This is a genomic window from Planosporangium thailandense (assembly GCF_011947195.1).
In the GTDB taxonomy this organism is placed as follows: Bacteria; Actinomycetota; Actinomycetes; order Mycobacteriales; family Micromonosporaceae; genus Planosporangium; species Planosporangium thailandense.
Map to the genome: position 1 here is coordinate 53673 of NZ_JAATVY010000017.1, position 12436 is coordinate 66108.

Annotated in this window: 12 protein-coding genes and 1 pseudogene; 5 read left to right on the forward strand and 8 right to left on the reverse strand. The window is 71.3% G+C overall.

Features of this window, described 5'->3' with window-relative positions:
• Positions 1 to 183: 183 nt before the first annotated feature.
• Positions 184 to 1842 (forward strand): FAD-dependent oxidoreductase, encoded by a 1659-nt coding sequence (locus tag HC031_RS21405; protein ID WP_167927170.1) that lies wholly within the window; start codon positions 184 to 186, stop codon positions 1840 to 1842.
• Entirely contained in the window at positions 1839 to 3254 is a 1416-nt protein-coding gene (locus HC031_RS21410; protein WP_167927171.1) for an ATP-binding protein, read from the forward strand. Before HC031_RS21405 ends, HC031_RS21410 begins: the two co-directional genes overlap by 4 nt.
• Positions 3255 to 3279: 25 nt before the next feature.
• Here HC031_RS21410 and HC031_RS21415 read toward each other — a convergent pair whose 3' ends face one another.
• Genes HC031_RS21415 through HC031_RS21425 form a run of 3 tightly spaced genes read right to left on the reverse strand, consistent with a single transcriptional unit; the run spans position 3280 to position 6709 of the window.
• The gene (locus tag HC031_RS21415; protein WP_167927172.1) at positions 3280 to 3876 is read right to left on the reverse strand and encodes a TetR family transcriptional regulator; all 597 of its coding nucleotides are present in this window, start codon (positions 3874 to 3876) and stop codon (positions 3280 to 3282) included.
• Positions 3877 to 3887: 11 nt separating this feature from the next.
• Positions 3888 to 6038, reverse strand: a complete 2151-nt coding sequence (locus HC031_RS21420; RefSeq protein ID WP_167927173.1) for a YhgE/Pip domain-containing protein — start codon at positions 6036 to 6038, stop codon at positions 3888 to 3890.
• Positions 6035 to 6709, reverse strand: a complete 675-nt coding sequence (locus HC031_RS21425; protein WP_167927174.1) for an ATP-binding cassette domain-containing protein — start codon at positions 6707 to 6709, stop codon at positions 6035 to 6037. Before HC031_RS21425 ends, HC031_RS21420 begins: the two co-directional genes overlap by 4 nt.
• Before the next feature lie 720 nt (positions 6710 to 7429).
• Here HC031_RS21425 and HC031_RS34840 point away from each other — a divergent pair.
• On the forward strand, positions 7430 to 8047 hold the full coding sequence (locus HC031_RS34840; protein WP_205863064.1) for a site-specific integrase: 618 nt from the start codon (positions 7430 to 7432) through the stop codon (positions 8045 to 8047).
• A pseudogene (locus tag HC031_RS34845) lies at positions 8035 to 8190 on the forward strand (IS982 family transposase); the annotation flags it as partial. The gene HC031_RS34840 and the pseudogene HC031_RS34845, both read left to right, overlap by 13 nt.
• Before the next feature lie 34 nt (positions 8191 to 8224).
• On the opposite strand, the gene HC031_RS21440 reads toward HC031_RS34845, so the two are convergent.
• The 5 genes from HC031_RS21440 to HC031_RS21460 form a co-directional block, all read right to left on the reverse strand.
• Positions 8225 to 8641, reverse strand: coding sequence for a nuclear transport factor 2 family protein (locus HC031_RS21440; RefSeq protein WP_109383693.1), 417 nt, complete (start codon positions 8639 to 8641; stop codon positions 8225 to 8227).
• Positions 8642 to 8864: 223 nt separating this feature from the next.
• Entirely contained in the window at positions 8865 to 9299 is a 435-nt protein-coding gene (locus HC031_RS21445; RefSeq protein ID WP_205863052.1) for an NAD(P)-binding domain-containing protein, read from the reverse strand.
• 32 nt (positions 9300 to 9331) lie between these two features.
• A complete protein-coding gene (locus HC031_RS21450; protein ID WP_167927176.1) occupies positions 9332 to 10330 on the reverse strand; it encodes an alcohol dehydrogenase catalytic domain-containing protein in 999 nt (332 codons plus the stop codon).
• A gap of 105 nt (positions 10331 to 10435) precedes the next feature.
• Positions 10436 to 11188, reverse strand: coding sequence for an SDR family NAD(P)-dependent oxidoreductase (locus HC031_RS21455; RefSeq protein WP_167927177.1), 753 nt, complete (start codon positions 11186 to 11188; stop codon positions 10436 to 10438).
• A gap of 93 nt (positions 11189 to 11281) precedes the next feature.
• Positions 11282 to 11713, reverse strand: coding sequence for an Rrf2 family transcriptional regulator (locus HC031_RS21460; RefSeq protein ID WP_167927178.1), 432 nt, complete (start codon positions 11711 to 11713; stop codon positions 11282 to 11284).
• A 525-nt stretch (positions 11714 to 12238) separates the two neighbouring features.
• Between HC031_RS21460 and HC031_RS21465 the strand changes: the two genes are divergently transcribed.
• Positions 12239 to 12421, forward strand: a complete 183-nt coding sequence (locus HC031_RS21465; protein ID WP_167927179.1) for a hypothetical protein — start codon at positions 12239 to 12241, stop codon at positions 12419 to 12421.
• The last annotated feature ends 15 nt before the right edge of the window (positions 12422 to 12436 follow it).

Genomic DNA, 12436 nt, shown 5'->3' on the forward strand with positions numbered 1-12436 from the left:
CATCATGGCCCTTCCCCGCCCGCCCCGCGCCAATCGCGGCTGCGCGCTGGGCCGGCGCCGGAGCGGAGCGGATAATTGCTGGTACGGCATACGCGAGGCGAGGCGATAGCGTGAGCGAGCGGAGCGAGCGAACCAGAGGCTCAGTGCCGGCGAACGCATAACCGAGCGAAGCGAGGTGATCGCGTGAGCCGTCCTGCGCTGCTCACCGTCGACGACGACCAGGCGGTGGCCCGGGCCGTCGCCCGTGACCTGCGCCGTCGCTACGGGCCCACCTACCAGATCATCCGGGCCTCCTCGGGCGCCGAGGCCCTCGACGCGCTCCGCGAGCTCAAACTACGCGGCGGGCGGGTCGCGGCCATGCTCGCCGACTACCGGATGCCGCAGATGAACGGCATCGAGTTCCTGGAACAGGCGATGGACCTGTTCCCGCACGCCCGGCGGGCGCTGCTGACCGCGTACGCCGACACCGACGCGGCGATCCAGGCCATCAACGTCGTCGACGTCGACCACTATCTGCTCAAGCCGTGGGACCCGCCCGAGGAGAAGCTCTACCCGGTGGTGGACGCCCTGCTGGAGGCGTGGCAGGCGGCCGGTGACCGGGAGGTCGACGAGGTCAAGGTCGTCGGACATCGCTGGAGCGCGCCGTCATACAAGATCCGCGACTTTCTGGCCAGCAACCTGGTCCCGTACCGCTGGTTCACCGCCGACGAGCCCGAGGGGCGCCGACTGCTCGACGCCGCGGAGGCCGGCCCGGAGGCCATCCCGCTCGTCGTCACCCCGGACGGGCAGGCGCTGCCCGCACCCACCACCACCGACGTGGCTGCCGTCGTCGGGCTGCCGACCGCGCCAGTACGTGACTTCTACGATCTGGTCATCGTCGGCGGCGGTCCGGCCGGGCTCGGCGCCGCGGTCTACGGCGCCTCGGAGGGCCTGCGCACGGTACTGGTGGAGCGCCGGGCCGTCGGCGGGCAGGCCGGGCAGAGCTCCCGCATCGAAAACTACCTGGGCTTCCCCGACGGCGTCTCCGGCGCGCAGCTCACCGAACGGGCACGCCTGCAGGCCGGCAGGTTCGCCGCCGAGGTGCTCACCACCCGCGAGGCGGTCGGGCTGGCGGCCCGTGGCTCGGCCCGGGTGGTGCGCTTCAGCGACGGGGACGAGGTGTCGGCGCACACCGTGATCCTCGCGACCGGGGTGTCCTACCGGCCGCTCGCCGCACCGGGTGTGGCCCCGCTGGTCGGGCGCGGCGTGTACTACGGCTCCGCCGCCACCGAAGGGCCGTCGTGCGCGGCCACCGACGTGTACATCGTGGGCGGGGCGAACTCGGCCGGTCAGGCGGCGATCTTCTTCTCCCGGTACGCCCGCAGCGTCACGCTGCTGGTCCGCGGCGACTCGCTGGAGCGGTCGATGTCGTACTACCTGTCGCAGCAGATCGCCGGCGTGGACAACATCTCGGTGCGTGCCCGCTGCGAGGTCATCGAGGCGCACGGCGACGAACACCTCGAGGCCATCACGGTTCGCGACAGCAAGGACGGCACGAGCGCCACCCTGCCCTGTGGCCACCTGTTCGTGTTCATCGGCGCCGAGCCGCGTACCGAGTGGCTCGACGGCACCGTGCGCCGCGACCGGCGGGGCTTCGTCTGCACCGGACCGGACCTGCTGGTCGACGGCGAACGGCCGGCCACCTGGGACCGCGACCGCGACCCGTTCTACCTGGAGTCCAGTGTGCCCGGCGTCTTCGCCGCCGGCGACGTGCGGGCCAACTCCGTCAAGCGGGTGGCGTCGGCCGTTGGCGAGGGCGCGATGGCGGTGACCCTGGTGCACAGGTACCTGGAGGCGCGATGACCCCCGCCGAGCTGAAGACGCTGTTCCTGTTCGAGGCCCTGACCGACGAGCAGCTCGACTGGCTCGCCGCGCACGGCAGCGAGCGCGCCTACCCCGCAGGCGTCACGGTGTTCACCGAGGGCGGGCCGGCCGAGTACTTCTTCGTGCTGCTGTCCGGCACGTTCAGCCTGTACCGGCGGGTGCAGGCCGACGACGTGGAGACCGTGCGCACCGACCAGCGCGGCGCCTACATGGGTGCGGTGCGCCCGTACCTGCGCCACCAGCCGGGAGGCGACGCCTACCCCGCCGCGATGCGGACCGTCACCGACTGCGAGTTCTTCCTCCTGCCCGCCGAGGACTTCGGGACGATGCTCCGCGAGTGGTTCCCGATGGCGATGCACCTGCTCGAAGGGCTCTTCTTCGGGATGCGCGCCAACCAGGCCCCGATCGACGCGCGCCAGCGGCTGGCCGCGCTCGGCTCGCTCACCTCCGGGCTGATGCACGAGCTCAACAACCCGGCGACCGCGACGGTCCGGGCGACCGCGGCGCTGCGCGATCGGGTCGCGGGCATGCGGCACAAGCTGGGCATGCTCGCCGACGGCCGCATCCCGCCCGAACAGCTGCGCGCGTTGACGCAGCTGGTGGAGCCGATCATCGAGCACGCCGCGAAGGCGCCCGAGCTGAGCCCGCTGGAGGCCGGCGACCGCGAGGACGCCCTCGGCGACTGGATGGACGCGCGGGGCGTCGAGGCCGGCTGGGACCTGGCGCCCGTACTGGCCGCGGGCGGCCTCGACGTCGAATGCCTGGACGAGATCGCCCGCAGTGTGGCGCCGGAACTGCTGGCCCAGTCGCTGCGCTGGATCGGGTACGCCCTGGAGACCGAGCAGCTCATGACGGACATCGAGGACGCCGGCAACCGGATCTCCTCGCTGGTCGCCGCAGCGAAGCAGTACTCCCAGCTCGACCGGGCCTCGTACCAGCGGATCGACGTCCACGACGGGCTGGCCAGCACTCTCGTCATGCTCACCCACAAGATCGGTGACGGGATCCGGGTGGTCAAGGAGTTCGACCGTACGCTGCCGCGGATCCCGGCCCATCCGGGCGAGCTGAACCAGGTGTGGACCAACCTCGTCGACAACGCGGTACAGGCCATGCAGGGCTCCGGCACCCTCACGGTGCGTACCGGCCGGGACGGTGACCGGGTCCTCGTCGAGGTCGGCGACACCGGCCCCGGTATCCCACCGGAGCTGCGCCGACGGGTCTTCGAGCCGTTCTTCACCACGAAGCCGGTCGGCGAGGGCACCGGGTTGGGCCTCGACATCGCGTACCGGATCGTGGTCAACCGCCACGGCGGCGACATCAGCGTGGACTCGAAGCCCGGCGACACCCGCTTCCAGGTGAGGCTCCCGCTGAGCGAACCGGCCGCCCGCTGACCGCGGCGGCGCCCGCCTTACCGCGTCAATCGATCGCGACCCGCGCCCGGACGATCGTCAGCAGCGCCCGCTCCACGTCGTCGATGTCCCGGTCGGGTTGGAACATCAGCCAGTCCAGCGCGACGACGAGCCCGACCCCGAACAGCGCCGACGCGGCGAGCCGCACGTCGAGGTCGGCTGCGAAGTCCCCGCTGTCGACGCCGGCCTGCAGCGCCGCGGCGATCACGTCGATCGCCTCTGCCCGCAACAGCCGCAGCGTCTGCTGCCACTCGCGGTTCGTCCGCCACATCTCCGACAGCAGCAGCTGGGCGAACGACCGGTACCGCTGGATGTACTCCAGCTGCGCGCGGACGAGCGCGGCGACCGCCTCGCGCGGCGCGCGCCCGGCCACGGCGGCGCGGAAGTCGGCGGTGAGCAGGCCGACCCCGTGCCGCAGAAGCTCCTCGAAGAGCGCCGTCTTCGACGGGAAGTTGTAGTAGACCGTCCCCTTCGCCACGCCGGCGCGCTCGGCGATGTCGTCGACCGTGGTGGCGGTGAAGCCCTGCTCGGCGATCAGCTCGACCGCCGACTCGTAGAGCCGCTGCCGGGTGTTCGCCCGGCGCCGGTTGCGACCGTCCGCCACCACGTCGCTCCTCACATGACCAGGTCCGGGTGCAGCTTGCTGGGGCTCAGCCGCCGGCCCCGCCACGCGGCGAGGGTGGTCAGACCGAACGCGGCGGCCGCGAATCCGGCGAGCACGAGCGAGCCCTTGATCACGGTACCGGCCGGTCCGCCGTCGATGAGATGGCGGAGGCTGTCGACCACGTACGTCATCGGTAGGAACGGGTGGATGTGCTGGAAGAACGCCGGCGTGGTCTGGACCGGGTAGGTGCCGCCCGACGAGGTGAGCTGCAGCATCAGCAGGGCGAGCGCGACCAGCCGGCCGGCGGGGCCGAGCTGCGCGCCGAGCCACTGCAGGATCGCGGTGAACGCGACCGCGACCAGGAACAGGAACCCGAGCGTCCCGATCGGGTGCACCGGCGTGAGACCGAGCGCGGACCACAGGACGAGCAGCAGCACCGACGCCTGAACCAGGCCGATCACCACGGCCGGCAGCCAGCCGGCGAGGGCGACCCGGACCGCGGGTGCGGCCGACACGAGATACCGCCGGGTCACCGGCCGCAGCAGCATGTACGTGATCATCGCGCCGACCCAGAGCGCCAGCGCCAGGAAGTACGGCGCGAAGCCCACTCCATACGTGGCGGCGGCGTGCCGGGCCTGCCGGTTGAGCTCCACCGGATCGCCGAGCACGCCGGACCGCTTGACCCGCTCGTCCGGGTCGTACCCGGGGATCTTCTGCGCCCCGCCGGCAAGGCCGTCCGCCAGCTGGCCGGCGCCGCTCTCCAAGGTGGACAGTCCGTTCGCCAGCTGGTGCGTGCCGTCGGAGAGTGCGGCCAGGCCGCTGTCGAGCTGCCGGGCGCCCGTGGACAGCCGGTACAGCCCGCCGTTGAGCGTCTTCGCACCGCCGGAGGCCTGAGCGGCGCCCTGATGCAGGCGGTCCGCCCCGACCGCGACCGCCTGCGCGCCGGCGTTGAGCTGGTCGACCTGCCGACGGGCGCCCCCCAGGTCGTCGGCCAGGTGCGGCGCGGCGTCCGCGATCTGCTGCGCGATGCCGGCCAGCTCCTTGAGGTTGTTGCGCAGCGTCGGCACGTCCACCCGGTGGACCGCGTCGTAGAGGGTCTGCGTGTCGGTGACCGCCTGGGCGGCGCCGTTGGTGAGCTTGTCCCGCTGCTCCGGTGGCAGTTGCTGACCGGCCGGGGAGCTGACGAACTGGTTGACGATGGCTTGCGCGGCCTTGGCCGACTGCAGCGCCTTCTCCGACAGTCCGGGAAGCTGGTCGGCGTTGTCCGCGGCGGTGTTGGCGCCCGCGGCGATGAGCTGCGCCGCCCGCTGGATCAGCGGGGCGTCGCGCCGCAGGATCGGCCCGGCCTGGTCGTCGAGCGCGTCCACCTTGCTCGCGAGTAGCTGCGTACCGCCCGCGACCTGGGCACTGCCGTCGGCGAGCTGGGCCGATCCGGCGTCCAGCGCCGCCAGGCCGGTCGCCAGGTCGCTGGCGCCCTTGTTCGCCGCCGCGAGGCCGCTGGCGAGCTGTCCGGCCCCGCCCGCCGCCCGGTCGGCCCCGTCGGCCACCTGGTTCGCGCCGCCGTGCGCCCGCTGCGTACCGTCGGCCAGCTGGCCGGCGCCGTTCGCCGCCTTCTCGGTCTCCGCCTTCAGGTCGGTGAACCCGATGAGCATCTTGTTGAAGTACCGCTGGGCGGTGCTCTTCGCCGCCGCCGCCCGTACCTCCGTGAACGCGCTGCGGGCGAGCAGGCCGGACAGGTAGTTCGTCGCGTCGTCGTTGACCACGACGAGCTTGCCCCGCTCCGGGTCGCGGGCCTTGTCCAGCGGGCTGGCCAGCGACGAGGAGAAGTCCGCCGGGATGTGGAAGATCAGATGGTACGAGCCGTTCGCCAGCCCCTTGTCGGCGTCCTTGAGGGACGCGGCGTGCCACGCGAAAACGTTCCGGTTGATCAGCTCGTCGGTGAGGTCCTGCCCCGCGTGGATGGTCGACCCGTCCGGCGCCTTCGCCGGCCGATCCTCGTTGACCAGGGCGACCGGGATCCGCTTGAGGTTGCCGTACGGATCCCAGAACGCCCACAGGTAGAGCGCCCCGTACAGCAGCGGGATGAGCGTCAGCACGACCAGCGCGACGCGCGACAGCAGGGCTCGCCGGAACCGGCGCAGCTCGAACAGGGCGAGTTTCATCGGTGGCTCTCCAGAGTGACGACGCGGTCCGGTACACCGGGATCGATCTCCCGGCAGGCTGCGACGACGGCGGTTCCGTCGCGGCTCAGGGCGCGCAGGCGGGCCCACAGCTCGGCGCGCTCCGTCGCGGACAGGTCGGCGTCGGCATCGTCGACGACGATCAGCCCCGGTCGCTCCACCCGGGCGAGCACCAGCCCCAGCAGGTGCAGGTGGTACGTGTCCAGCGTGCGGACGAGCCGATCCGGGTCGCCCGGGTAGCTCGTCAGCGCCGCGGCGACGAGCTGCCGGCGCCACCGGCGCCGCCAGCGCGCCCGGCCGAGCAGCAGCAGCCGCTCCTCGACGTGCTCGGCGACGGTGAGCCCCGGCTCCGGTTCGGACACGCCGGGCACGTAGCCGAGCGCGGCGCGCTGGGTGCGCTCGATGGCGCCGTGGTTGATGACGAACCGTCCGGCCAGCGCGAGCAGCAGCGAGGTGCGTCCGCTCCCGGCCGGGCCGGTCAGCGCGATCAGCTCGCCGGCGTGGATGTCGAGTTCGACGTCGCGGAAGACCCAGCCCCGTCGGCTGCGCGCGCCGATCCCCCGGGCGCGGACCACGGGGGCCGCCTGCTCGACCGCCGCCGGGCGGCCGTCGGCCGATCCGCGACGGTCGGTGATCGTATCGTCGTCGACCATGGCACCTACTCCTTGAACTGACCAGTCAGTTCAAAAAGTAGCGGCGGCCCGCGCCGGAAAACCATACGGGTCGATGGAACGTGCCCGACGTCACGGTGGAGCGCGCCCCACTGCCGGCCGGCCACCATCGAGGTGACCGGCCGGCGGCGCCGTCATCGGGGGTTGAGGAACATCCGTGTCAGATCGTGCGCTAAGCCTCCGTCGCTCCTGGTGAGCGGACGGCGGACGCACGGCGCCGGTCGAGCTTCGAAGTCTTCCCACAGATAGCGCCCTATTATCTGCGGCATCACTGAGCGCGACCTGCGCGAACGTTCTTCGCACGTTGCGTGGAGCGGCCCTGTTATCTGCGGCAAGGGAGAGACGGTGCCCGCGGTCCTGCTGCTGCCGACGGGGAAGGCGCTAACGGTCCGGACGGCGGCCGACGCCTTCCTCGACTCGCTCGCCAACCCGAACACCGTCCGGAACTACGGCATCGCCGTCGGGAAGACCGCCGACCGGGTCGGCGAGGGCCGGCCGCTCGCCTCGGTGGCGGACGACGAGATAGGCGAGGCTCTGGAGCTGCTGTGGGGCAGCTCGGCGGTGAACACCTGGAACGCCCGCCGCGGCGCGGTGCTGTCCTGGACGAGCTGGTGCACCGAGCGCGGGTACGACGGGCCGGCGGTCCCGGCCTGGGCAAAGCGGCTGCCGCCGCCGGATTCCGACACCCCGGTGCGCTCGAAGATGGCGATCGACCGGCTGATCGCCCGCCGAGAGGTCCACCTGCGGGAGAAGACGCTGTGGCGGATGCTCTACGAGACGTGCGCCCGCTCCGAGGAGATCCTGGACGTCAACATCGAGGACCTGGACCTGGCCGGCCGCCGCTGCCCGGTGAAGTCCAAGGGCGCCCAGCCGAAGGTGCGCCGCCGCGGCGCCGTCCGCGCCGACTACGTGCTGGAGACGGTTTTCTGGGACGCCGGCGCCGCCCGGCTGCTGCCCCGCTTGCTCACGGGCCGCACCCGCGGGCCGGTGTTCGTCACCCACCGCCGCCCCGGCCCGGGCAAGATGCTCTCGGCCCGGGACGTCTGCCCGGACACCGGCCTGGCCCGCCTCTCCTACGGCCAGGCCCGCGCCCTGCTCGACCAGCACACCGCCCTCGCTGGCCCGGGGACCGGCTGGGACCTACACGAGTACCGGCACTCCGGCCTCACCCACCTCGGCGAGCAGGGTGCCTCCGAGCTGATGCTGATGGCCAAGTCCCGGCACAAGAAGGCCGAGAACGTCCGCCGCTACTTCAAGCCCTCGCCGGAGGCCATCGCAGAGGTGACCAGCCTCCTCGCACCTGGTGACGCCCGGCGCTGAACTCCGCCGGCCGTGCTGTCCGTCGCCGATACGGCGGTGCCGCACGGCACTGGGCTCTGTATCTGGTCTGCCCCTCCGGGATGCCGATCCTGTGGGCGCTGGCCAGCCCGAAACTCGGCGAACGCGAGGTCCTGGCCGCCATGTGCCCCGGGCCACGGGGCCCTGAGCACTCTCCACTCAGCCGACGTTGAACGCCTCGGCGACGGTCAGTGTGTCCTCGTACAGGTGCATGCGAACGATTCGGCCGTCCTCGACCGCCAGGTGCATGGCCACCGGTGTGGTGAACTCCTTGCCGCTGGTCACGGCGGTGTGCGTGAAGACCGCCAGCAGCACCACGTCACCACCGTCGACGATGAAGCGCTCCAGCACGACCTTGCTCTGGCCGTGCGCGAAGTGCGGCCACATGGTGGTGAAGTACGGCGCGACCTCCTCCTGGCGGGTACGGCGCCCGGTCCAGGGCAGTGCGTCACTGCCGGGGACGTGCCAGTCGATCTCCTCGGAGAACAGTTCCTGGATGCCGTCGGGGTCCTGCCTGCCGAGGCGCTCCAGGAACTTCTCGGCCACGGTCCGCGAGGTCTGAGTATCTGTTGCCATCGTCCTTGTCCTTTGTCTCTTCGTCTCTTGAGGTGTCGGTCGGGCCTCAGCCCTGGAACAGGAAGTGCTTGCCGCTCAGCGGCCCGCCGAGCTGCATGAGCGCCCCGCCTTCGCGCAGCGCGCCAAGGTCGACCGGCGCGTACCCGAATTCGGTCAGCAGCCGTGTGAAGGGGGCCTTGGCGCTCTCGTCGTCACCGGCGAGGAAGACGACCTGGTTGCCGTCCTAGTGCCGGGGATCGGGAGCCATATAGGTGGCGAACATGGCGTTGAATGCCTTGATCAGCGTGACGCCGGGCAGTTGTTGGGCGACCCACTCGCTGCCGGTCAGCGGCGAGACGTCGGCGAAGCCGCGGTAGGGGTCGGACCGGGCGAACTGGTTGGTCATGTCGACCACCACTCGGCCCGTCCAGTCCCCGAGCCGCCGCCCGACCGCGGGGACCGCGCCGAACGGGACGGCGAGCAGGACCAGGTCGGCCGCCGCCGCTTCTTCGAACGTGGCCGCCGAGGCGCCGGGCCCGATGGCGGCGACGGCGTCGCCGAGTGTGCTGGGGCCGCGGCTGTTGCTGACCAGCACCGGGTGCCCGGCGCGTGCCGCGTGGGCGGCCACGGCTTGTGCTGGTGCTCCCGCACCGATAGTGCCGATGGTCTTGAATTCCATGAGGTCACTGCTCCCCTGCGGTCCAGGTTTGGTCAGTTCAGCTTGAGCAATACGGTGCCGGTGCCGCTGGTCCGCGCCGCCGAGATGGCACTCGGCAGCTCGGCGAGCGAGTAGGCGGCATGAACGGCGAGAAGGTGTGGATGCTGCGCGGCGATCTGGAGGGCGGCTCGCCGATCGGCGGCCCGGATATCCCCAGGGCGGGTCGCCCAGCGCGTGATGCTCACCGCGCGGACCTTCAGTTCTCGCATGAGCAGCTCCAACGTCGAGAGCGTCCACGGCTGCGCGGCTAGATCGCCCCAGACGACCAGCGTCCCGCCATCGTCGAGAAAGGGCAGGATCTCCCGCACGAAGGGACCGCCGTGCGCATCGGCGATAACCGGCACCGGCCTCCCGCCGACCGCCCCCTCCAGCTCGCGCTGCCAGCCGCCGCTTCCGGAGACCACGACGGGCACGTCCGGCCAGTTTGTGCGGACCGTTGACGCAGAACGGTCACTGCGGACGACGGCGACAACGGGCCAGCCACGGTCGCGGGCCTGCTGAACGATGAGCTTGCCGACCGCGGACGCGGCCCCCGACACGAGGAGTGGAGAATCGCTCGGCGCTGCCGCGGCAGCCCTCAGCTCATCGACCGCACGGAGCACGTCACGAGAGGCGATGGTGTTGACGAGCAGGACGCTCGCCGTTTCGTCGCTGAGGGAGTCCGGGACGGCTACGGCGGCCTCGGCCGGCACGGTGATGTGCTCGGACCATGCGCCCGGGGCCGGAAAGACCGCTACCCGATCGCCAGCATGGAGCGCCGACACCGATGGACCCACCGCAGTCACCACGCCCGCCGCCTCGGTGCCCAGCCTGCGCCCCGCGGATCCGTCCGGCAGGCCGGTCTCCGTCGCGACCAGATCGACGCGGTGGACCGGGGAGACGCTGACACGCACTTGGATTTCGCCGGCCCGAGGGGCGGGCGCCTCCGGTCGGTCCTCGATGTGTGCGACGGCTGCCGCATCGCCCGCCTGGTAGTGGACCACGCTCTTCATGACTCACTCCTTGTTGTGTCGAAGCCGTTGCCCTGACGACGGTCGCAAGTACACGGCTCAGACGCCCTGGAGCGTCGAATGCGTCCCGCGTCGCCGATTTGGCGCCTAGAGCTGTGTGGCGCCACCGTCGACGAACAGTTCCGCGCCGGTGGTGAAAGTGCTTTGGTCGCCGGCCAGGTAGAGGGCGGTGGCGGCGACCTCGTCGGGATGGCCGGCGCGGCCGAGCGGGGTCGGTGGGGCGGGCTCGGCCGCGGTGGGCCGATCGCCGTGCGGGAAAGCGGCGAGGAGCTCGTCCAGGCCCGGGGTCTCGACAGGGCCGGGGGTGAGGGTGTTGACGCGGATTCCGCGGTCGGCCAGTTCCGCGGCCCAGGTGCGGGCGAGGCTGCGGATCGCGGCCTTGGTGGCGGCGTAGATGCCCAGGCCCGGGGTGGCCCGCAGGGCCGAGCTGGAGGAAAGCAGCATCACCGAGGAGCCGGCCGTCAGCAGCGGCAGCGCCTTTTGGACAGTGAAGACCGTGCCCTTGAGATTGATCGAGGTAGTGCGGTCGTACTCCTCCTCGGTGATCGCGCCGAGCGGGCCGTAGTCCCCGACCCCGGCGTTGGCCACCACAATGTCCAGGCGGCCGCTGCGGTTCGCGATCTCGGCGAAGAGCCGGTCGAGGTCGCCGAGGTCCGAGGCATCGCCCTGGATGGCGATGCCTCGGGCGCCGACCTGCGCGACGGCGGCGTCCAGCGCGGCCTTGCGGCGGCCGGTCAGGTAGACGGTCGCGCCCTCGGCGGCGAAACGGCGGGCGATCGCCAGGCCGATGCCGCTGGAGGCGCCGGTGACGAGGGCGGTCTTGTCGTCCAGCTGTCCCATGAGACTCTCCAATTTCTTGATGTAACCATCTTGGTTACATCGGTGAGTGCGGGATGCGATCCCCCTCGATCAGGGGAAGTCGACGGTCCGAGGTCAGGCGGCTTTCAAGACGTCCCGCAGCACGTCCTCCAGCGTGGTCTTGGCCAGCTCCCTGCGCAGGGCGGCCTCCACCTGGTCGTACACGGCGGTCATTGCCGGCCCGATGCCGTGGCCCACGACGCACTCGGGGTCCGGTGTCGCGGGATGCAGGGCGAAGACCGGTCCCGGTTCGATCGCCTGGTAGACGTCGAGCAGGGTGATCGCCGCCAGGTCCCGCGCGAGCATCCAGCCCGCCCCCGCCCCCCGCCGTGAATCGGCCAGGCCGGCCTTGCTCAGCTTGGCCAGCAGGCGGCGGATCACCACCGGGTTGGTGTTGACGCTCGTCGCGATCTGCTCGGAGGTGGCGACCTCGTGGCCACGCCGCTGATACAGCCCGATCCATGTCAGGGCGTGCGCCGCGATGGTCAGTCTGCTGTTGGCACTCACGTCGGACTCCACCTCCCTCGTCCCTCGGTTCTAGTCGTAACGATAGTTGTTACAACTGCATACGGCAAGCCTGCGGGGCTGGCCGGACCGGCCTCGTCAGCCCGCCTGGCGCGTGTACCTGGCCTTCTTCACCCACGGCGGGACGGGCTCCCGGCCCGCATTCCTGCCCCATGCCGTCGAGCACGCCGCTGCGGGCGCCGCCCGCAGCGGCGGCGAGCTGCTGGCCGCCGCATTCCCGGCCCCTGACGCCAGGCCGCCAGCACCTTCACCCCCACACCACAGGAGTGACGCTGGAGCCCGGCGAGTACAAGATCACGAATGGTGATGACGTCGTCGGCACCTTGAGCGGGCACCCGGACGACTTCGAGGACATCCCGCGCATCTACACCAAGACGGACGTCGACGGCTTCCTCTGGCAGGTCATCCCCGAGGGGCCGGGCTACCAGCTGTCGGCCGGAAGGTACCCGAGCGGCATCGCGACGGGGGGAACTGGCCGCTTTCCAGAAGCACGTACAGGAGGAGCGGGTGTCCTGGGTGCTGGAGCCCGTGGAGGGGGCCGAGAACACCTACCGCATCAAGCACCCCGGCGGTGGGCTGATGTGGATTGTCGACAAGCCCGGAACCCAGTGCAAGATTACGGTCGGCATGGTTCTCAACGCCCCTGACAACGAGACCGCCTTCAGCTTCAAGAAGGGCAATCTGGGCTGACCTGCACGCCACCGC